17 protein-coding genes are annotated in these 20,558 nt (G+C 65.8%); 8 read left to right on the forward strand and 9 right to left on the reverse strand.

What is annotated here, in order from left to right; translation table 11 throughout:
* Window positions 1-68: 68 nt before the first annotated feature.
* From ACZIYR_RS07205 to ACZIYR_RS07235, 7 genes are all read right to left on the reverse strand, one after another.
* Window positions 69-1,850 (reverse strand): ABC transporter transmembrane domain-containing protein, encoded by a 1,782-nt coding sequence (locus ACZIYR_RS07205; protein ID WP_483528710.1) that lies wholly within the window; start codon window positions 1,848-1,850, stop codon window positions 69-71.
* Window positions 1,851-1,995: 145 nt separating this feature from the next.
* A complete protein-coding gene (locus ACZIYR_RS07210) occupies window positions 1,996-3,126 on the reverse strand; it encodes a GGDEF domain-containing protein (protein WP_473033080.1) in 1,131 nt (376 codons plus the stop codon).
* 374 nt (window positions 3,127-3,500) lie between these two features.
* The gene (gene yejK / locus ACZIYR_RS07215) at window positions 3,501-4,514 is read right to left on the reverse strand and encodes a nucleoid-associated protein YejK (RefSeq protein WP_483528711.1); all 1,014 of its coding nucleotides are present in this window, start codon (window positions 4,512-4,514) and stop codon (window positions 3,501-3,503) included.
* Window positions 4,515-4,614: 100 nt separating this feature from the next.
* A complete protein-coding gene (locus ACZIYR_RS07220) occupies window positions 4,615-7,140 on the reverse strand; it encodes a vWA domain-containing protein (RefSeq protein ID WP_483528712.1) in 2,526 nt (841 codons plus the stop codon).
* 259 nt (window positions 7,141-7,399) lie between these two features.
* Window positions 7,400-8,161, reverse strand: a complete 762-nt coding sequence (locus ACZIYR_RS07225) for an ABC transporter permease (RefSeq protein ID WP_473033083.1) — start codon at window positions 8,159-8,161, stop codon at window positions 7,400-7,402.
* Complete coding sequence (locus tag ACZIYR_RS07230) at window positions 8,158-9,096, reverse strand: ABC transporter ATP-binding protein (protein ID WP_473033084.1); 939 nt, start codon at window positions 9,094-9,096, stop codon at window positions 8,158-8,160. Before ACZIYR_RS07230 ends, ACZIYR_RS07225 begins: the two co-directional genes overlap by 4 nt.
* Before the next feature lie 90 nt (window positions 9,097-9,186).
* Window positions 9,187-9,465 (reverse strand): peptidylprolyl isomerase, encoded by a 279-nt coding sequence (locus ACZIYR_RS07235; protein WP_473033085.1) that lies wholly within the window; start codon window positions 9,463-9,465, stop codon window positions 9,187-9,189.
* Between the two features lie 159 nt (window positions 9,466-9,624).
* Here ACZIYR_RS07235 and ACZIYR_RS07240 point away from each other — a divergent pair, with 159 nt between their 5' ends.
* From ACZIYR_RS07240 to ACZIYR_RS07270, 7 genes are all read left to right on the forward strand, one after another.
* Window positions 9,625-10,131 (forward strand): hypothetical protein, encoded by a 507-nt coding sequence (locus ACZIYR_RS07240; protein WP_483528713.1) that lies wholly within the window; start codon window positions 9,625-9,627, stop codon window positions 10,129-10,131.
* Between the two features lie 136 nt (window positions 10,132-10,267).
* The gene (gene luxS, locus ACZIYR_RS07245) at window positions 10,268-10,804 is read left to right on the forward strand and encodes an S-ribosylhomocysteine lyase (RefSeq protein WP_483528714.1); all 537 of its coding nucleotides are present in this window, start codon (window positions 10,268-10,270) and stop codon (window positions 10,802-10,804) included.
* Window positions 10,805-10,859: 55 nt separating this feature from the next.
* Entirely contained in the window at window positions 10,860-12,062 is a 1,203-nt protein-coding gene (locus tag ACZIYR_RS07250; protein WP_483528715.1) for a methyltransferase, read from the forward strand.
* A 205-nt stretch (window positions 12,063-12,267) separates the two neighbouring features.
* Window positions 12,268-12,702, forward strand: coding sequence for a GFA family protein (locus ACZIYR_RS07255; protein ID WP_483528716.1), 435 nt, complete (start codon window positions 12,268-12,270; stop codon window positions 12,700-12,702).
* A 159-nt stretch (window positions 12,703-12,861) separates the two neighbouring features.
* Entirely contained in the window at window positions 12,862-13,809 is a 948-nt protein-coding gene (locus ACZIYR_RS07260) for a TAXI family TRAP transporter solute-binding subunit (RefSeq protein WP_483528717.1), read from the forward strand.
* A gap of 73 nt (window positions 13,810-13,882) precedes the next feature.
* The gene (locus ACZIYR_RS07265) at window positions 13,883-16,234 is read left to right on the forward strand and encodes a TRAP transporter permease (protein WP_483528718.1); all 2,352 of its coding nucleotides are present in this window, start codon (window positions 13,883-13,885) and stop codon (window positions 16,232-16,234) included.
* Between the two features lie 13 nt (window positions 16,235-16,247).
* On the forward strand, window positions 16,248-17,261 hold the full coding sequence (locus ACZIYR_RS07270) for a M20/M25/M40 family metallo-hydrolase (RefSeq protein WP_483528719.1): 1,014 nt from the start codon (window positions 16,248-16,250) through the stop codon (window positions 17,259-17,261).
* A gap of 10 nt (window positions 17,262-17,271) precedes the next feature.
* On the opposite strand, the gene ACZIYR_RS07275 is transcribed toward ACZIYR_RS07270, so the two are convergent.
* The gene (locus ACZIYR_RS07275) at window positions 17,272-18,393 is read right to left on the reverse strand and encodes a site-2 protease family protein (protein WP_483528720.1); all 1,122 of its coding nucleotides are present in this window, start codon (window positions 18,391-18,393) and stop codon (window positions 17,272-17,274) included.
* 208 nt (window positions 18,394-18,601) lie between these two features.
* Between ACZIYR_RS07275 and ACZIYR_RS07280 the strand changes: the two genes are divergently transcribed.
* Window positions 18,602-19,570 carry a YbgA family protein gene (locus tag ACZIYR_RS07280; protein ID WP_483528721.1) on the forward strand — a complete coding sequence of 323 codons (969 nt, stop codon included), beginning with the start codon at window positions 18,602-18,604 and terminating at the stop codon, window positions 19,568-19,570.
* Window positions 19,571-19,631: 61 nt separating this feature from the next.
* Here the strand turns inward: ACZIYR_RS07280 and ACZIYR_RS07285 are convergent, their stop codons facing one another.
* Window positions 19,632-20,498 carry an SDR family oxidoreductase gene (locus tag ACZIYR_RS07285; protein ID WP_473033097.1) on the reverse strand — a complete coding sequence of 289 codons (867 nt, stop codon included), beginning with the start codon at window positions 20,496-20,498 and terminating at the stop codon, window positions 19,632-19,634.
* Between the last annotated feature and the right edge of the window lie 60 nt (window positions 20,499-20,558).

Genomic DNA, 20,558 nt, shown 5'->3' on the forward strand with positions numbered 1-20,558 from the left:
GGATGGATGAAAGGACATAGCATGCGGCATGGAAAGCATTTCCACCAATCCTGTCGTCCGTTGCCGGTTCAGGCATTTGCAGGTGAGACCTCTGTCTGGCCGAACTGCAGGTCAGCGAGATGGCGATAGAGCGGGCTGGTCTCGAGCAGCTCGCGATGCTGGCCGGTGGCCACCAGCCGCCCCTGATCGAATACCAGCAGGCGGTCGGCGGCGATCACCGTGGCCAGGCGGTGGGCGATCACCAGGCTGGTGCGTGCTTCCATGAGTCGGTTCAGCGCCTGTTGCACTTGACGCTCGCTCTCGGCGTCCAGGGCGCTGGTCGCCTCGTCCAGCAGCAGTACCCGCGGGTCCTTGAGCAGGGCCCGGGCGATCGCCAGGCGCTGGCGTTGACCGCCGGAGAGCTGCACGCCGCTCGGTCCCAGCGATGTGTCGAACCCCAGGGGAAGCGCCTCGATGAAGTCCAGGGCGTTGGCGTCGCGAGCCGCGCCGCGCAGCTCGTCCAAGGTGGCGTCGGCCTTGCCGTAGCGCAGATTCTCGGCAACGGTGCCGGTGAACAGCACCGGCTCCTGGGCCACCAGGCCCATCACGGCACGCAGGGCCTGAGGGTCGAGATCACGCAGGTCGATGCCGTCCAGGCGTATTCGACCGGTGTCCGGGTCGTGGAAGCGCAGCAGCAGGGTAAGCAGGGTGCTCTTGCCGGCGCCCGAGGGGCCGACCAGTGCGACCCGCTCCCCGGAACGGATGTGCAGGTCGAGCCCCGCCAGCGCGGGCTGTTCGCGCCCCGGGTAGGTGAAGCTCAGCTGTTCCAGGTGGATCTCCCCGCGCAGCGGGCTGGGCAGCGTCCGCGGCGTGGCCGGTGCTTGAATGGTGGGGCGCGTATCGAGCAGCTCCAGCAGCCGCTCGGCGGCACCGGCAGCGCGCTGCACATCGCCTGCCACCTCGGCCAGGGTGGCCACGGCGCCGGCGGCCAGCACCGCATAGAAGACGAAGGCCGAGAGCTCGCCGGCGGTCATGGTGCCGGCCAGCACGGCATGCCCGCCCTGCCACAGCATCAGGCCAACGGCCGCGAACACCGCCAGCATGGCGACCGCCGTCAGCCAGGCGCGCTGGCGGGTGCGGATCACAGCCGTGGCGAAGGCATCTTCGACGCGTTCGCCGTAGCAGCGGCGGTCGACGGCCTCGTGGTTGAAGGCCTGCACCGTGCGGATGCCCGATAGCGCTTCCCCGGCGTAGCGGCCCAGCTCGGCGACCCGGTCCTGGCTGGATCGGGAGAGCCGGCGCACGCGCCGCCCGAACCACAGGATGGGCAACACCGTTGCGGGAATGCCCAGCAGTACCAGGGCCGAGAGCCACGGCTGGGTCACCAGCATCAGTGCTACCGCGCCGAGCAGCATCACCAGGTTGCGCAGCGCCAGCGAGATCGAGGAGCCGAACAGGGTCTGCAGTACGCTGGTATCGGCGGTCAACCGCGAGGTGATCTCGCCGGGACCGCGATCCGTGTGGTCCGAACTCTCGAAGAAGCCCGGCTCGAGGTCGAGCAGATGGTCGAAGACTCGGCGACGCAGGTCCGCGGCGAGCCGTTCGCCAATCCAGGTGACCAGGTAATAGCGAAGTGCCGCGGCGCTGGCCAGCAGGGCCACCACGCCGAACATTCCCAGCAGCGTCTGGTTGAGCTGAGCGAGGTCTTCGGCGAGAAACCCCTGGTCGATCACCAGGCGCAACCCCTGACCCAGCAGCAGCACGCTTCCGGAGGCCGTCAGCAGGGCGATGGCGGCCAGCAGCAGCTGCAGGCGGTAGGGACGCAGCAGGGTGAGCAAGCGCAGCAGCACCCTCGGGTCGGGATGCGTCATGGAGTCGGTGCCTCTCGGGAACGAAGGATCATCACCGGCAGCGTATCGTGCCGGGCGCCCGAGGGCCATGTGCCGGAGAGGCGACGGAAACGACCGCGGAGGGTCGAAGGCCTCGGCAAGCGTGGAAATGAGCGGGGTGTGGTCGTCAGGAGGTCACGGCCGATAGCGGTGGATCCTGGCGAGAGACTACAACGCAGTTGCGGCCGCGGGCCTTGCCTTCGTAGAGCGCCTTGTCCGCCCGCTGCAAGGCGCCGTCGAGTCGTACCTCATCCTTCTCGACCAGGCTAATGCCAACGGTCACCGATAGGCGCACCGCATCGTCGACCATCGGCAGAGAGAGCCTTGAGACCTTGTCGCGGAGCCGCTCGGCAATGGCGCTGGCGGTATGCAGGTTGGCTTGGGGCAGGGCGATCACGAACTCCTCGCCGCCGTAGCGACCGATGATGTCGGTTTCGCGCAGCACCGACTGACAGCAGGCCGCCACCGCGGTCAGCACGCGATCGCCCACCGCGTGGCCGTGGCGGTCATTGAGGCGCTTGAACAGGTCGATATCGACCATGCAGATGGCCAGAGGCGAGTCGTCGCGGCGTGCCCGCCGCAGCTCCCGCTCGGCCAGTTCGAAGAAGTGGCGTCGGTTGGCGATGCCGGTCAGGTCATCGATGCTGGCCATCTGGCGCAGCTGCTCCTCGAGCTGGGTGCGCTCGGCGATCTCCACATGCAGCTGGCGATTGGCTTCGCGCTCCTCCAGCAGGGAAGCGAACTGCTCGCGCTGCAGGCGGCTTAGGCGGGTCAGGGTCAGCCAGCCAAGCAGGTTGACGAAGCCTAGCAGCAGCAGGCTCGTGGCCATCATGCCCGGCGGCACGGTCACCCACAGCCAGGTGGCGATAATAAAGCCGGTGAACAGGTAGGCATTCCACCCGAGAATCCACGGCAGACGGTTGGGTACGAAGAGGTAGAGCACCATGCTGGCGACTACCATTGAGGCGAGATGAATGCCGGTGCTTTCAGACTTCAGCGGGATCGTCAGCAGCAGGCCGCTGATGCCTACCAGGCAGACTAGGTTGACCGGCAGGGCACGGTGGGCCAGAGCCGGGCGGCTCCAAACCGACCAGGCCGCCAGCAGGCAGACGGCTGCCACCGTGAAGCGCATCGCCAGTAGCGTCAGAAAGGGAGCGTCGAAACCGACCAGGCTGTAGTCGCTGAGGCTGAAGGCGAGGAAGAGCGCGGCGACCACGGATAAAGCGATGCGCATCTGGCAGGCATCATGGGACTGCATGGTGCGCCGATAGAGGGCCTCAAGCGCTGCGTCACGAAACTGTGCTCGCCAGTCCAGGACAGAGTCTGTCCTGGTATCGGCTGTATCAGTCGGGCTAGCTGCCATGCGCCACACTCCTTGAAATACAGGACGAACGGGACGTCATAGGATCGCCCTGCTTCCCTATCTTGGGTGTAAGCTGGCGGCGCTATGCGGGATAGGCTGAAAAATACTGAGACGCGCGTGTGTGCTGGCTGCCGCTTACCGAAGTATCCATGTGCCTGACAGTGTCGGCAAGAAGAGGCAGATTGCGCAAGAATGAGCTTATTTATCAGTTCATTACGTGGCTTTTGCTGAGGCGAAAGGGTGAGGGGCCTAGTCCTGAGGGCATGGCGTCAATCCTGTCGTCCCTTGAGCTGCTCGCGGAGCTGCTTGGGCACCTGTTTGATGATCAGGCGGTCCTGGGAGGCGTCATACTCGATGCTCGAGCCCAGCAGATGGGAGTCAAAGCTGATCGAGACGCCGCCGGCACGACCGGTAAAGCGGCGAAACTGGTTGAGGGTGCGCTTGTCGGGCGGAATCTCCGGGGAGAGCCCGTAGTCGGCGTTGCGAATATGGTCGTAGAAGGCCTTCGGCTGCTGCTCGTCGAGCACCTCGGAGAGCGCCTCCAGGGTCATCGGCTCGCCGCGGCCGGCCTGGTCGTTGGCGTAGTCGATCAGCGCCTCGGTCTTCTCGCGGCTCTGTGCTTCGGCCAGCTCCTCGTGGGCCACGTAGTCACTGAATGCCTTGAGCAGGGTGCGGGTCTCGCTCGGGGCGTCCACGCCTTCCTCGATCCCCAGGCTGACGGCGAGGTCATCGGCCAGCTTGCGGCCGCCCCGGTCGCGCAGGAAGGTAATGTACTGCCGGGAACTCGGTTCGCCCTGCCATTGGCTCAGGTTGATGCGCAGCGCCAGGCTCGGCTGGCTTAGGTTGAGCTGGAAGGCCGGTGCGATCTGCAGCGCGGGGTCGATCTGCAGGCCGCTGCGGTGGTGCAAGAGCGCTAGGCTCAGGTACTCGGTGTCACCCAGCCGGGTGTGGGCCACCAGCAGGTGACCGGACATCGACAGGTGGGCATCGACCACCTGGAGAAGGCGCTGCGACAGGCGCTGGGTCAGGTCGACGAAATCTCGGCGCTGCGCTAGATAGTCGTCCAGCTCGCCGGCGAAAACCGCCGCGGTAGCGTCCTGATCCTCGGTCGAGCCGAAGTAGCCCCACGCCTTGGGCTTGGCATTGAGGGTGTCATGCAGCCCCACCACCAGGCTTTCCAGAGGCTCCGAGTCGGCCAGCTCCGCCTTGGCAAGCGTCAGGGTAGCTGGCCGCTCGATGGCCTCCTTGTCGATGCGGTGAACGATGCAGTGCAGAGTCGGCATGGGCGCTCCAGATGTTGAAAGGCGGCGACCGATGATACTCGTCTGCATAAGGTGACGGTAGTCGGGAACGCGCCCAGCAATCCACCTGTGCCCATGAGGCTTACTGCACCTCCAGCGGGGTGGTGGCAAGCACATCACCGCTGTCCGTGGCCCGGTAGCGGATTTCGTAGCTACCCGCCGCGGACGGTGCAAAGAGCTGAACCGGGCTGCCTTGAGAGGCACGTGCATCCCGCACCGCATCATCGCCCGGGTCGGCGCCGGATTCCACGATCTCGATGAGGTCTTCAAAGCGCCCAGGGCCGGAAAAACTGACTTCCACGACGCCGCCGGCTTCCACGGGGGCTTCTATCGTCAGAGTGACATCGGTGCCCCCCACGCGGATGGGAATGGCCGCCAGGGTGCGGTCCGAGTCGTTAATGACGTAGCGTATCTCGTAGTCTCCCTCGCTGTCGGGGGCGGTGAGGGTCACGCTGTCGCCGGCGGCGCGGCTGCTGGCGCTGCGACTATCGCCGCTATCGCCCTCGGGGGCATCCGGCGCCACGATGGCGATGTAGTCCCGGCGGTTCTGCGGCCCCTCCCAGTGCACCTCGAAATCCGCGCCCGGAAGCACGGTGTCGGGGGCTTCGAGCGACGCCGCCACCGGTGTCAGGGTCAGTTCCTGGGCGGCGAGCACGCGACGGCTGTCGCGAATCACGTAGCGCACCTCGTGGGGGCCCAGGGCATCCGGTGCTTGCAGGGTGACCGGCTCACCGCTCTCCGATACGCGAGAGGTGGCGCGGCGCCCATGGCCGGTGTCGTCATCCGGCGCACCCGCCGCGACAATGGCGATATAGTCGTTGCGGTTGACCGGGCCTTCCCACTCCACTTCAAACTGTGCTCCGGCGCCGACTTCCTCGGGGGCCGAGACCGAGGCTTCCACGGGGGTCAGCGTCACTTCCTGGGAAGCGAGCACGCGACGGCTGTCGCGAATCACGTAGCGCACCTCGTGGGGGCCCAGGGCATCCGGTGCCTGCAGGGTGACCGGCTCACCGCTCTCCGATACGCGAGAGGTGGCGCGGCGCCCATGGCCGGTGTCGTCATCCGGCGCACCCGCCGCGACAATGGCGATGTAGTCGTTGCGGTTGACCGGGCCTTCCCACTCCACTTCAAACTGTGCTCCGGTGCCGACTTCCTCGGGGGCCGAGACCGAGGCCTCCACGGGCATCAGCTCGATGTCGTGACTCGCCAGCGTCGCTTCGCTTTCGCGATGCACGTAGCGCAGCTCGAAGATGCCGAGGGCGTCGGGCATCTGGATGGATACCGTTTCATTGCCGCGGACCCGGCTGCTGGCACGGCGCGAATGTCCCGATGCGCCCTCGGGGGCTCCCGGCTCCACCACGGCGATAAAATCGCGCTCCTCTTCCGGGCCGTCCCAGCTGACCTCTACCGTGGAGCCGGCCGGTGCGCTGTCGGGCGCATAGATGGCAGCGTCTGGGATGTCCCGCTCGAGGGCGATGACGACGTCGCGATCCTCGTCAAGCGTGGCGGTCACATGGCCCTCGCCGCTCATCTTGCCGCGCTCGGCGATCACACGATATTCGCCAGGTTCGAGATGCAACGGCGTGAAGCCCGCTTGATCGCTATGCAACTCCAGCGTCGACTCGGTGGTGACATCGAGTAGGGTCCAGTCCACGCCTGTCAGCTCTGCCCCGGTGTCGGCCTCCTCGGCACGCAGCATCAGCGTGGCCTGTGTCTTGGCCATCATGATGTCGATGGGGTCATCGGTCTGCGGGGTGATCTCGAACTCGGCGGCTCCGGCAAAGCTATCGGCTTCAGCTTCGACACTGTAGCCGCCGGGCATCAGCTCGAGGTCGATAATGCCCCGACTGCGTCCGGCATAGGCTTCCTCGCCTGCATCGCTGGCAACATCCCACTCTACGAGCCGGACATGCTCCTCGGGGCTGCGCTCATCAAGCGCACGCAGCTGCACGCGGATCTTGCTGGGTACGGGGATGGAAAGCTCGTTGAGGGCCTTGCTGAGCTCAGCCCCGGACTGGGTAGTGAACAGCTGTCCACCGGTCTGCTCCGGCACGCAGGAGAGGGTCTGCACGGCCTCCTCCTCGAGCGCAAAGCCAACCACATGGGCACGGATGTTGATCCCCTCTGCTGCCATCTCGGCCGCCAGCGCACAGGGGTCGCCACCGCAATTTTCCAACCCGTCGGTCACCAGGATGATGTCGGCCGCTTCTGCAGTAAGCGGAATCTGTTCACGGGCCATTGCCATGGCGTCCGTCAGCGGCGTCATGCCCTGCGGATTGAGCTCCCGAACGGTCCGGGAAATTTCGCCGCCCTCGTAGGTTCCCAGCGGGAGCACCGATTCGATGTCGTCGCAGTCACCGCGCCGGGTATGCCCGTAAGCCACGAGCCCGAAAGGCACGCTGGAATCGCGGCTCTCGGCGAACTCATCAATGACCTCCCGGGCAACCTCGATACGCGACTTGTCATCCTCGAGTCGGGCCCACATCGACCCCGAGGCGTCGAACACCATCAGACTGACCCGATCATCGGCCAGTGCCGGCGCCGCCATCCCCCATGAGGTGGCCAGGAGGGCTGCGGCGAAGAACGGATTCCATGGCTTAGCGCGCATTTTCGGCTCCCGCGAATTCATGATTGTTGCAAGGCTTGGCCCGGTTTGGCCTGCCTGGGTTCGAGCGATTTCCCGTGGCAATACAGTGTAGGGTGGCGTGATTGTTGCTCCCATGCCCCCTGCAAACGGACAGGATGACGTTAACTAACGCATCACGTTTGGAGAAGACTGCGCAAGATAACGGCATGCATCGCCCCTGACCCGCGCTTACCATGCATGAGGTCGACCGGAAGGGAGTTCCCGATCTTCGAAGCGCTCGTCACGGTTTCAGTTTGTAGCCGCTCTTGAAGATCCAGTTCACCACGGCGAGCGAGACGCCAAGGAACAACGCTACCATTCCCAGACTCGCCCAGATGCTGACGTCCCCCATGCCGTAGAAGCTCCAGCGAAAGCCGCTGACCAGATAGACCACTGGGTTGAGCAGGGTCACTGCCTGCCAGAAGGGTGGCAGCATGTCGATGGAGTAGAAGGTGCCGCCGAGGAAGGTCAACGGGGTGATGATCAGCAGGGGGACCAGCTGCAGCTTCTCGAAGCCGTCGGCCCAGATGCCGATGATGAATCCCAGCAGGCTGAAGGTCACGGCCGTCAGCACCAGAAACAGCAGCATGACCAGCGGATACTGGATGGTGAAGGGCACGAACAGCCGTGCCGTGCCGAGCACGATCAGCCCCAAGATCAGCGACTTGGTGGCGGCTGCGCCGACATAGCCGAGCACGATTTCGAAATAGGAGATCGGGGCCGATAGAATTTCGTAGATCGAGCCGGAAAAGCGCGGAAAGAAGATGCCGAAAGAGGCGGTGGCCACGCTCTGGGTCAGCAGCATCAGCATGATGAGCCCCGGCACGATGAAGGCGCCGTAGCTCACGCCCTCCACCTCGCTGATTCGTGAGCCAATGGCGGCACCGAACACGACGAAGTAGAGTGATGTAGAGACCACCGGTGAGACGATACTCTGCAGCACGGTGCGCAGGCTGCGGGCCATTTCGGCCAGGTAGATGGTCTTGACCGACTGCAGGTTCATGCGTTCTCCCGAACCAGGCTGACGAAGATATCCTCCAGCGAACTCTGTCGCGTATGCAGATCCTTTACCTGCAGGCCGGCCGCCTCCAGATCGGTGAGCAGTGCCGAAATTCCTGAGCCTTCGCCCGGCTGACTGGCATCGTAGGTGTAAACCAGGGCATGGCCCTCCTCCACTAGGGCAAGCTCATGGTTGGCGAGGCCGTCGGGAACCGCGCTCAGCGGGGTGTCGAGGTGCAGGGTCAGCTCCTTGCGGCCAAGCTGCTGCATCAGGGTGCGCTTCTCTTCCACCAGAACCAGCTCGCCCCGGCGGATCACGCCGATGCGGTCGGCCATCTCCTCGGCTTCTTCGATATAATGCGTGGTGAGAATGATGGTCACCCCCTGGGCGCGCAGGCCGCGAACCACGCTCCACATTTCACGGCGCAGTTCCACATCGACACCGGCGGTGGGTTCGTCGAGAAACAGCACCTGCGGCTCGTGAGCCAGCGCCTTGGCGATCAGGACGCGTCGCTTCATCCCGCCCGAGAGTTCGAGCAGGCGGTTATCTCGCTTGTCCCACAGCGTCAGGGCACGCAGCACCCGTTCGATATGGGCCGGGTCCTTTGGCTTGCCGAACAGCCCGCGACTGAAGCTCACCGTGTCCCAGACCGTGGTGAAAGCCTCGTTGGTCAGCTCCTGGGGCACCAGGCCGATCAGTTCCCGGGCGCGTCGATAGGCCGCCACATTGTCATGGCCATCGACCCGCACGCGTCCGGCGCTGGCATTGACCAGCCCGCAGATCACGCTGATCAGGGTGGTCTTGCCGGCCCCATTGGGGCCGAGCAGAGCAAAGATCTCGCCTCGGCGAATCGTCAGATCGATGTTCCTAAGCGCCTGGAAGCCTCCGCTGAAGGTCTTCGACAATCCCTCGATGCGGATCATCGCGGCATCATTCAAGAGTGGGTCCTCCACGATCGCGAGCATCGGCACACCCCCACGCCGCCCCACTTGGCGGGCTCGACATGGGGGTGTACCACCCGGCAGCGATCAGCTGCGGCTGGTGATTTCCAGCAGGTGGTAGCCGAACTGGGTCTTGACCGGCCCATGCACCTTGTTCAGCTCGCCAGAGAACACTACCTCGTCGAACTCGCGGACCATCTGGCCCGGCCCGAAGCTGCCGAGTTCGCCGCCCTGTTGACCCGATGGGCAGGTAGAGTTCTCCCGTGCCACCTCGGCGAAGTCACGCCCGCCCTCGATTTCGGCCTTGAGGGCCTCGCATTTCTCCTTGCTGCTCACCAGAATATGACGTGCGCTTGCCTTGGCCATGAGGCGCTCCTTGATGATGGGGGCGTATGCCATTGAAGGGAGAGGCGAGGATAGCACGACAGCCGGGGGTGGCGAGCTCGTTTGGGGGGCTGTCTGCTACGCTGGATGCACGGTGGCCGGGGCGACGCTCATCGCCTGGCGTTACAACGGGAGCGTATCATGAACGGATGGAAACTGGCCTCACTGGGGGCACTGCTGATGGTGGGGCTTGCCCCTGCGCCGCTTCTGGCTGATCGCCTGGCGGGTACCCTAGACGGGGAAGAGCGGCAGTGGTACATCCTCAAGGAGGGGGGGGAGTCCAACGCCACCTTCACCGACCTGGGAGGCATCTACAGCGTCGATATCCTCGGGGTGGTCGACCCCGACTCCTGGCGTACCCGCGACGGCTTCTCCATCAGCCTCAGCGTGGCAGAGGGTGAGCTGGTCGACTTCGACGTGGTCCACCTCATCAGTGCCACGGCGATGCCCCCCGTCTACACCTCGGAGGATGCCGACGTCAGCCTCCGCCTTGAGACCTTCAACGTGGAGGGCAACGTGGCCCATGTCGCCGGTCGCGTGGAGGGTACCCTGGCGCTGCAGGAGTCGCTTGGCGAGCCGCCGAGCCTGGCGCAGGGGATCGACGTGGCGGTGGACTTCGACATCGAGGCCCGCAAAGTCGAGTTCTGAGCTATAGCCACTGCCCTGGGCCATTGCCGTCGAGGGCACCATCCGGCCCCATGATCTGGTATCGTGGGGCGCCTGCGCTATGGTGCGCGGGTCGCATCCTCACCAATGCCTGCATTTTTCTTACAGGAGTCCTGTCGTGCCCCTACTGGACAGCTTTCGCGTCGACCATACCCGCATGCAGGCACCCGCCGTCCGGGTTGCCAAGACCATGCAGACCCCCTCGGGTGACCCTATCACCGTGTTCGATCTGCGCTTTTGCATTCCCAACCGGGAGATCCTTTCGGAGAAGGGCATCCACACCCTGGAGCACCTTTTCGCCGGCTTCATGCGCGAGCACTTGAACGGCCCGGAGGTCGAGATCATCGATATCTCGCCCATGGGGTGTCGCACCGGCTTCTACATGAGCCTGATCGGCACGCCGTCCGAGCGGGCCGTGGGAGACGCTTGGCTGGCCGCCATGCGGGACGTCGCTCGGGTGCCGAGCGCCGATCAGATTCCCGAGCTCAACGAGTACCAGTGCGGCACCTACACCCTGCACTCCCTCGAGGAGGCTCAGGCGATCGCCGCCGATATCCTCGAGCGTGGCGTGACCGTCAACAGCAACGAGGAGCTCTACCTCAGCGAGGCGTTTCTGAACGAGGCCGAAGCCACTTCGAGCCACAAGGTATCGTGATCCCTCATCGTTGCGGCGTGCCCCGAGGCAGTGTCTGACATAATGGAATGATCCGGTGGTAGCCACCCCTGTCGAACGCTTTCGGCGGCTGACCGAGCTGCTGGCCGAATGGCGGCCGCTTTGGCAGCCGCTGCCCTTCCAGTATCACCGGCCACCCTGGGGGGAGGCGTTCCCCGACCTGGTCGAGGCGCTGCTGGCGCTCAGTGACGACGACAGCGAGAGGCTGCAGCATTCGCCTTTCCATGATTCGCCGTTGACGGCCTGGCTGCCCGTCGCCGAGCTGGCGCAACAGGTGAGCCTCCCGGCGTTGACAGCGACAGGGGCGGCGCTACCCCAGGCGTGGTCCTGCCATGTGGGTGGCCGCAAATGGCAGCAGATCGAAGCCTTCGTGGCCCACACCCCCAGCGTGCCCGGCCAGTCGTTGCTGGAGTGGTGCGCGGGCAAGGGGCACCTGGCCCGCACTCTGGCGCGATGGCATGACCGCCCGGTCACGGCCTTGGAGTGGCAACCCTCGCTGTGCGTCGAAGCGCGTCGGCTGGCCGACCGGCAGGGCGTGGCGCTGGATGTGCGCCAGCAGGATGTGCTGGCCGGGGATGCGGCGCGCTGGCTGGGGCGGCAGACCCATGCGGTCGCGCTACACGCCTGCGGCGACCTGCACCGGCGCCTGCTCGAGCTGGCGGTGAGACGCGGCAGCGCGGTGACCCTGGCGCCCTGCTGCTACCAGCGCACCGCTGATCAACGCTACCGGCCCCTGTCCCGACAGGGGCGCGAGCGGGTCGATGCCCGCGGGTTGACGCTATCCCGGGAGGATCTTGCCCTGGCGGTGCAGGAGACCGTGACCGCCCCGCGCAACGTCCGGCTCAACCGCGAGCGCGCCAACGGCTGGCGGCTCGGCTTCGACCTCCTGCAGCGTGAGATCCGCGGCCAGGATACCTATCTACCGGTGCCCAGCCTGGCCTACGGCCGGCTGCCCGAGCGCTTCACCGATTTCTGCCGCTGGGCGGCCGACCAGAAGGGACTGACGCTGCCCAAGCGCGTCGACTGGGCGGCCCTGGAGCGGGCGGGGCGGCGGCGCCAGCGCGAGGTGTCGCGCCTCGAGCTGGTGCGCCACCTGTTTCGCCGCCCGCTGGAAGTCTGGCTGGCCCTGGATCGGCTGCTGCGCCTCGAGGAGGCCGGCTACGAGGTCGAACTCGGCACCTTCTGCCCCCGCGATCTCACGCCACGCAACCTGCTGCTGCGGGCGTTTTTACCCCGCTGAGGCCCGCTGCTGTATCCCGGCCCCCGCCACCGCTGCCTGTCTGGGCGTCTCTCTAGGCCGCTTTCTCCCTCCTCGCGTCTTCCTCGAGCGTCGCACACGGGCGTCATGCACGGGCGACGGTGCTGGCCGGCGGCAAAACCGGCCCGACCCACTACACTAATACAGAATCATTCTCGTGCTCAGTAGTGGGTGCAGGAGGTGGAATATGGGACAAGCGCAGCAGTACCGCGGCAGCTGCTTCTGCGGCGCCGTGCAGGTGCAGGTCACCGGGGAGCCGGAAGGCATGGGATATTGCCACTGTGACTCCTGTCGGCGCTGGTCGGCGGGTCCAGTGAACGCCTTTACGCTGTGGCGGCCGGATGCCGTCGAGGTAGTCGAGGGGGCCGAGCACTTGGACAGCTACAGCAAGACCCCGGCCAGCGTTCGCAAGTGGTGCACGATCTGTGGGGGGCATGTTCTGACCGAGCATCCCACGCTGGGACTGATCGACGTCTACGCGGCCGTGATGCCGGACTTTCCCTTTGCGCCGGGCATTCATGTGCACTATCAGGAGTCGGTGCTCAAGATAGCCGATGGAATCACTAAGATGAAGGACATGCCGGCGGCAATGGGCGGCTCTGACGTGACCCTCGATGACTAGGCAGTAGTACACCCATGTCCCGACTGGTCGGCGAACTGGCCCCGTTGCCGATCCGCCAGCGGGATATTGCAAGTGCAATGCTGGGAGGCAGGCGAGGTGTAAGCAGGCAGGGGCCGCAGGAAGCCTTGTGTCCTATCGACCCTTCGGAAGGAGGCTGCCATGAAGCGACTCACCATAGCTCTCCTGGCGCTGGCACTCGCGCTCGTCGCGCATCATGCCACCGCACAGCGCCAGTTCCTGACCATCGGCACCGCCAGCGTAGTGGGCATCTACTATCCCGTCGGCGGGGCGACTTCCCAGATCATCAACCAGGCCGATATCGGCGTGCGAGCCACGGTGGAGGCAACCGGCGGCTCGGCCTTCAATGCCCGTGCCCTGGCCGCGGGCGAACTGGATATGGCGCTGGCCCAGTCCGACGTGGTGTTCCAGGCCTATGAGGGACAAGCGGGCTTCGAAGGCGAGGCCGTGCCAAAGCTGCGCACCATGATGGGGCTCCACGCCGAGCCGCTGCATCTGGTCTGCGACCGCGACGCCGGCATCGGCAGCGTGCGCGATATCCTCGGCAAGCGGGTCAATATCGGCAACCCCGGCTCCGGCATCCGCTTCACCGTGGAGCAGGCGCTCGAGGCGCTGGAGATCAGCCTCGACGATATCGATGCTTACAGCCTGACCGCTCCCGAGGGCGTCGATTTCCTGCGTGATGGACGGGTCGACTGTTTCTTCTACACCATCGGTATCGGCGGCGCGGCGCTGCAGGATATCAGCACGACTCAGGACGTGGTCTTCGTGCCCATGGATGAGCCCGAGTTCGAAGCGCTGGTCGAGGAGTTCCCCTATTTCGCCTTCACGGAAGTGCCGGCCAACACCTACCGGGGACAGGAAGAGGACATCACCCTGTTCGGGGTGAAGGCGCTGTTCGTCACCACCACCGACCTCGATGAGGAGGTGGTCTACAGGGTCACCAAGGCGATCCTCGACAACCTGGAGGACTTCACCCAGATTCACCCGGCCCTTAATTTTCTGACCGCGGAGGACTTCCTGACCGGTCTCGGCGCGCCGCTACATGATGGCGCCGAGCGGGCCTACCAGGAGGCGGGCCTGCTGTAGGGGCTGCCCAGTGGGTATTCGCCAGGGCCTTTGGACAGGCCCTGGCGTCCGTTTCCTGAGCATGGGGTGGCGCATGGTCGAGAAGCCGCCGCCGAATCGGCCGAACAGCGCATCGAATGGAAAAACGTCGCCCCAGGCCGATGCGCATCGGCGGCTCGATGATGAGGCGGCCGCTCAGGCGCGTCGGCTGGTCGAGGAGTTTGAGACAGGTGCCCGCATCCCCAGTGGCGCGCTACTCTGGGTCATTGTGGCCTTGGCGCTGGCCTGGTCGCTGTTTCAGCTCGGCGTGGCCAGCGTGCTGGCGGTAGACGTGGTGATCCAGCGCGCCATCCATGTGTTCTTCGGCGTTACCCTGGCGTTTCTGGTCTTTCCGGCGATACGCGGTCGCCAGCGGCCGTCGCTTTTTCAGCTGGCGATGCTCGGCGGCATCAGCCTGGGGGTCGGCTATACGGCTATGATGCTGCTGTCGGTGGTCACACCGCTGACCGTACCGGGCTGGCTGGCGGTGGGGGTCGGGGTCGCGCTATGTGCTGCGGTGCTGGCATCGCTACGCCTGGAGCAGGTGCATCGCGTGCCCTGGTTCGACTACCTTTTCGCCCTGGTGGCGGGACTGGGCGCGCTCTATCTGGTGTTCGACTACCAAGGGCTACAGGCCCGCCAGGGGCTGGCGATCACCCGAGAGGTGTGGATTGGCCTGCTGTTCATGCTGCTGCTGCTGGAGGCCACCCGCCGCAGCCTGGGCCCGGCGCTGGTGGTGGTCGCTGGTACCTTCTTCCTCTACCAACTGGCAGGGCCGCGCGGTGCCATTCCCTGGCTCGCCGATTGGATGCCCGATTTGCTGGCCCATCGCGGTGCCAGCCTGGCCCGGGCGATCAGCCAGCAGTACGTGACCACCGAGGGGATCTTCGGGGTGCCGGTAGGGGTCTCCACGGCCTTTGTGTTCCTGTTCGTGCTGTTCGGCTCGATGCTCGACAAGGCCGGGGCGGGGAAGTATTTCATCGACGTCGCCAACTCCTTTCTCGGCCACCTGCGCGGCGGCCCGGCCAAGGCCGCCGTGGTGGCCTCGGGGATGACCGGGATGGTCTCGGGCTCGTCATTGGCCAATGTGGTGACCACCGGGACCTTTACGATTCCGTTGATGAAGCGTACCGGCTATCCGGCCCACAAGGCCGGTGCCTGCGAGGTGGCGGTCTCCACCAATGGTCAGCTGATGCCGCCGGTGATGGGGGCGGCGGCCTTCATCATCGCCGAGTTCGTCGGCGTGCCCTATATCGAGGTGATCCAGGCCGCGGTGATCCCGGCCTTCGTGGCCTATTTTGCGCTCTTCTACATCATGCACCTCGAGGCCCTGAAGCTTGGCCTGCACGGTATTCCCCGACCCGAGCTACCGCCGCGACTTCAGACTTTCATCGGCGGCCTTCACTTTCTGATCCCGGTAGTGGTGCTGGTCTACTTCCTGGTCATCGAACGGCGTACGCCCGGCTATGCGGTGATGACGGCCATCGTTACCTTGGCGGTGTTAATGGTGGTACAGGAGCCGATCAAGGCCTATCTGCAGGGGCGTCCCCTGCTGCCCGCCCTACAGCACGGTCTGATCATGCTGTTTCACGGTCTGGTCTCAGGGGCGCGCAACATGGTAGGGATCGCCGTGGCGGTGGCGACAGCGGGGATCATTGTCGGCTCGGTGGGCCAGACGGGGGTGGGGCTACGGCTCACCGAGATTATCCAGATTCTCAGTGCCGCCATGGCCAGCGGCATCGGCACCTTCACCCTGCCGGTGGTGGACTTCTTCGGTGGCAACGTGGGGACCTTCGACACCACCACGCAGTTCGCCATCGTGCTGTTGATCACCGCGGTGGCGAGCCTGATCCTCGGCCTGGGGCTGCCGACCACGGCCAACTATGTGGTGATGGCGACCCTCACCGCGCCGGTGATCTACAATCTGGGCAATGAGTTTGGCTTCGGCATTCCGCTGTTGGCGGCGCATCTCTTCGTGTTTTTCTTCGGTATCCTCGCCGACGATACGCCGCCGGTGGGGTTGGCGGCGTATGCGGCGGCGGGCATCGCCCGCAGCAACCCGATTCGTACCGGGGTGCAGGGCTTTATCTACGACATGCGCACGGCCATCCTGCCGTTCATGTTCATCTTCAATACCCAGCTGTTGCAGATCGGTGTCGAGGGTTGGTGGCAGATCCTGCATATCTTCGGCAGCGCCCTGGTGGGCATGCTGGCCTTCGCTGCCGGGGTGCAGGGCTTCGTGCGGACCCGCACCATTGTTGTCGAGCGGTGGGTGCTACTGGGGGTGGCCTTCATGCTGATCCAGCCCAACTGGTTCACCGATATCCTGGGGGTCAGCCTGTATGGCCTGGTCTACCTGTCTCAGTGGTATCGGCTGCGCCGGCCTAGGGGCCGACCTGATGGATAAGGAGGTGCCCGGTGTGTCCAACAGACGGGTTATCACGGCGCTGCTGGGGGGCGCTGGCCTACTGCTGCTGGTCGTGCTGGCCTTGGGTGGGGGGTACTGGCTGATGTTTCAGATGCCGGGCAGCACCTTTCGCGGTACGCCCCCGCCGCTGGATACCCAGGGCGAGGCCGTCCGGGAGCGGCTGTTCGGCCATGTGCGCACGCTCTCCGACGAGATCGGTGAGCGCCACTACTGGCGCCCCGAGGCGCTGCATGCGGCCGCCGATGCCATCGAAGATGCCCTGCGTGGCGCCGGGCATGCGCCACACCGCCATGCCGTGCCTACCGGGGAGGAGACCTTCTACAATCTCGAGGTTCGGCTACCGGGCCGTGATCGGGCCGACGAAGTGCTGGTGATCGGCGCCCACTACGACACCGTGCGCGGCAGCCCCGGCGCCGACGACAATGCCTCGGGGGTGGCGGTGCTGCTCGAGCTGGCGCGGCTGCTACGCGACGCCGAGCTCGAACGCAGCGTGCACCTGGTCGCCTTTGTCAACGAGGAGGCGCCCTTCTTCGGCAGCGACGCCATGGGCAGCCTGCGCTACGCCCGTGAGGCGCGAGCGCGGGGCGAGGATATCGTCGGCATGATTGCCCTGGAGATGCTGGGTTATTTCACCGAGGCGCCGGACAGCCAGTCGCATCCGCCGCTGCTCGACCTCGTCTACCCCAGCACGGGCAACTTCGTGGCCTTCGTCGGCAACCTGGCCTCGCGGCGGCTGGTACGCGAGGCCACCGGCGCCTTCCGGGAGCATGCCGAGATCCCCTCGGAAGGGCTGGCGGCGCCGGAGCTGATCCGGGATATCCGTCGCTCCGATCACTGGGCCTTCTGGGAAATGGGCTACCCGGCGCTGATGCTTACCGACACCGCCAACTTCCGTAATCCCCATTATCATGGCCCGGGCGATACCTGGGACACCCTGGACTATGACAGCATGGCGCGGGTCACGCTGGCCCTGGCCCAAGCCGTGGAGACGCTGGCCCGGCGGTAGGGCAGCCCCCTTATCGCTCGACCTCCAGATAGAGCTCGATGGTGCGCAGCAGCCGCTGGCGGTCGATCCAGCCGCTGACGCGGCGGCCCTCCATGACCGGTACCTGGTTGAGGCCGTGCGCGTTCATCTGCTGCAAGATCGCATCGGCCGGGGTGTCGGGGGCGACATGGTAGAGGGCATCCAGGGGTGTCATCACGGCGCTTACCGGTGTCACGGGCCACTGCTCACGGGGAATCTTGCGCGTATCGCTCAGGCTGATCAGCCCCTCTACTCGCTGGGGATCGCCGACCATGGCGGCACGCCGTCCGGCGGGCAGGGCGTGATGGTAGACCCAGTCGTCGAGGCGGCAGTTGGCCTCAATGCTGGGCACGTTCGCCTCGGCCAGATCGCGAGCCACGACCCCTGCGAGCCGCTCCCGCATATCGAACATGCGACTCTGGGCCTGTGTCATGGTGAGCAGGAACCAGGCGATCAGCATGATCCAGAGCCCGCCCACCAGGTTGCCGAATACCAGGATGTTCCACAGTGCCATCCCGAACAGGCCGTAGGCCACTAGCCGACCGCTGACCCGGGCGGTCATGTTGCCCTTGCGCGCATCGCCGGTGACTTTCCATACCAGGGCGCGCAGCACGCGCCCCCCGTCCAGGGGGAATCCCGGTATCAGGTTGAAGATCGCCACCACCAGGTTGATCAGCGCCAACCAGCCCAGGGCCACCGGGATTGGCTCATACCAGTCGGCGGTCAGCCGGGCCATCAGCCCGAAGGTGAGCGCCAGAGCAAAGCTGACTACCGGCCCGGCGATGGCGATCCAGAACTCGTCATTGGCGTGATCCGGGTCACGGTTCATCTGCGCAACGCCGCCGAAGACAAACAGCGTGATGGCGCGAACCGGCACGCCGCGGCCAATCGCCACCAGACTATGGCCGAGCTCGTGGGCCACGATGGAGGCGAAGAAGACCAGCGAGGTGACGACCGCCGTAGCCACGGCGGTCGTCATCGACCAGTCGGGATGGTGCTGTTGCAAGCCGGTGCTCATGCTCACCACCAGCAAGGCAAAGATAATCAGCCAGCTGATATGCACCTCGAAGCGAATGCCACGAAAATGGCCGATCACCAGTACGGACTTGAACATCGTCGTTGAACTCCTCGTGAAGGCAAGGACACCCGTCCCCCCAAGCCTAGTCGACCGAGTTGCCAGGATATTGGTGCCCCGCAGGCCGACGGTTCACCTGGCCCGGCCGGCTCTGGCCATGGCGCCAGGCTATGCCACAATGGCGGCAGGCGCGCCCGGGGCGGGCGGCGCGATGAGAGCCGACGCGACGACAGGAGGAAGTGGATCAATGGCAGAGCAACAGGCGTCGTCCCAGGGCATCCCGGTGGGCATCAGCGCCTGCCTGATGGGGGAGCCGGTGCGCTACAACGGCGGTCACAAGCGTTCGCGCTATTGCCTGGAAGTGCTTGGCGAGCGCTTCGCCTTCGAGCCCTTCTGTCCCGAACTCGAGGCCGGGCTGGGGGTGCCGAGGGAGCCGATCCGCCTGGTGGGAGCGCTCGGCGAGACCCCGCGGGTGCGGGGCACCGTGGACCCCAGCCTCGATGTCACCGACAAGCTCGCCGAGGTCAGCCGCGCCTTTATCGAGCGCCATCGCCATCTGCGCGGCTTCATCCTGATGAAGGGCTCGCCGAGCTGTGGCCTGGAGCGGGTCAAGGTCTATCATCACAACGGCATGCCCAGCCACGCCGATTCCGGCGCCTTCGTCCGCGAACTGCGCTGCCACTTTCCGGCGCTGCCGCTGGAGGAGGAGGCGCGCATGAACGATGCCGTACTGCGCGAGAATTTCATCACTCGCGTCTACGCCCTGGATGACTGGAAGCGCCGGGTCGCGCCGGCGCCGAGCTACCACGCCCTGCTGCAGTTCCACAGCCGCCAGAAGTACCTGCTGATGGCCCATCATGTGAAGAGCTACCGCGAGCTGGGCCGCTATCTCGCCGAGGCCAGCAGGCGGCCCCTGGACGAGGTGCTGGCCCACTATCTGCAGCGCTTCATGGCGGCCCTGGGGCGGCCCGCCACCCGCAAGACCCACACCAATGCCCTGATGCACGTGTTCGGCTATCTCAAGGCAGCCCTGGACGGCGAGACCCGCCGGGACCTGCTGGCGGCCATCGAGGAGTATCGCCTGGGCCACGTGGCCCTGGCGGTGCCGATCCGCCTGCTCAACCACTACCTGAGGCGCCACGGCTCGGACTATATCCGCGAGCAGACCTATCTCGACCCCCACCCCTATGAGCTGGGGCTGCGCAACGCCATCTAGGCTCTGCCCGAAACCTGGCTGCGCTCGCCGACTTTTCGGACAGAGCCTTGTCTCTCCGGGCTCAGGGCTGTCGCTCGTCGCGGGTGGCCCGCAGCAGCACCCGGTCCAGCGCCCGGGTGCTGAGCAGGCGCTTGAGGGTGCCGAACAGGTGGGTGGGCAGGGTGACATAGTAGCGCGCCCGGGGGCGGCGGCTCTCCAGGGCGTGGGTCAGCGGCTTGACCACCGCCTCGGGGCCCAGGGTGAAGGCGCCGCCGGCGTCGCTGCCGCCGAGGCGCTTTTCCACCGCCCGGTAGGTCTCGGCGTGGGCGCTATGCTCGGCATCGATATGGGCACGGAAGGCACGGTGGGCGTTCTCTCGGAAGCGGCTGGTGATAGGCCCTGGCTCGATCAGGCTGACGTGGATGCCGGTGCCGGCAAGCTCCTGGCGCAGGGTATCGGTGAGCCCCTCCAGGGCGAACTTGGAGCAGACATAGGCGCCGCGGTAGGGCAGGGCGGCGAAGCCCAGCACCGAGCTGTTCTGCACGATTCGCCCATGGCCCTGGCGGCGCATGGTGGGCAGTACCCGGCAGGTAAGCTCATGGGTGCCGAGCAGGTTGGTTTCCAACTGGGCGCGCAGCACCGCGCGGGAGAGGTCCTCCACCGCGCCAGGCTGGCCGTAGGCGCCGTTGTTGAACAGAGCGTCTAGGCGCCCGTCGGTTCGCTCCAGCACGCTTTCCACGGCCTCGGTGATCGATTCGCTGCAGGCCAGATCCAGGGGCAGCGCCTCCAGGCCTTCGTCCTGCAGCCTGGCCACATCCTGCTCGCGGCGGACGGTGGCGAAGACGCGCCAGCCGCGCTGGCTCAGGGCATGGGCCGCGGCGTGGCCGATCCCGCTGGAGCAGCCGGTGACCAGCACGCACGGTGCCGTCGATGCCTGATTCGCTTCCATACTGTCGGCTCCTGGGTGGGTGGGGGCGCGAGGGGGATTGTGCGATGTCACCCGCCTAGT

The sequence above is a fragment of the Billgrantia sp. NRB1 genome (assembly GCF_056921725.1).

Coding starts and splice junctions, on each gene's coding strand:
- ACZIYR_RS07205 (WP_483528710.1), bottom strand. CDS start 1,850: ATGACGCATCCCGACCCGAGGGTGCTGCTGCGCTTGCTCACCCTGCTG.
- ACZIYR_RS07210 (WP_473033080.1), bottom strand. CDS start 3,126: ATGCAGTCCCATGATGCCTGCCAGATGCGCATCGCTTTATCCGTGGTC.
- yejK (WP_483528711.1), bottom strand. CDS start 4,514: ATGCCGACTCTGCACTGCATCGTTCACCGCATCGACAAGGAGGCCATC.
- ACZIYR_RS07220 (WP_483528712.1), bottom strand. CDS start 7,140: ATGCGCGCTAAGCCATGGAATCCGTTCTTCGCCGCAGCCCTCCTGGCC.
- ACZIYR_RS07225 (WP_473033083.1), bottom strand. CDS start 8,161: ATGAACCTGCAGTCGGTCAAGACCATCTACCTGGCCGAAATGGCCCGC.
- ACZIYR_RS07235 (WP_473033085.1), bottom strand. CDS start 9,465: ATGGCCAAGGCAAGCGCACGTCATATTCTGGTGAGCAGCAAGGAGAAA.
- ACZIYR_RS07240 (WP_483528713.1), top strand. CDS start 9,625: ATGAACGGATGGAAACTGGCCTCACTGGGGGCACTGCTGATGGTGGGG.
- ACZIYR_RS07255 (WP_483528716.1), top strand. CDS start 12,268: ATGGGACAAGCGCAGCAGTACCGCGGCAGCTGCTTCTGCGGCGCCGTG.
- ACZIYR_RS07260 (WP_483528717.1), top strand. CDS start 12,862: ATGAAGCGACTCACCATAGCTCTCCTGGCGCTGGCACTCGCGCTCGTC.
- ACZIYR_RS07265 (WP_483528718.1), top strand. CDS start 13,883: ATGGTCGAGAAGCCGCCGCCGAATCGGCCGAACAGCGCATCGAATGGA.
- ACZIYR_RS07275 (WP_483528720.1), bottom strand. CDS start 18,393: ATGTTCAAGTCCGTACTGGTGATCGGCCATTTTCGTGGCATTCGCTTC.
- ACZIYR_RS07280 (WP_483528721.1), top strand. CDS start 18,602: ATGGCAGAGCAACAGGCGTCGTCCCAGGGCATCCCGGTGGGCATCAGC.
- ACZIYR_RS07285 (WP_473033097.1), bottom strand. CDS start 20,498: ATGGAAGCGAATCAGGCATCGACGGCACCGTGCGTGCTGGTCACCGGC.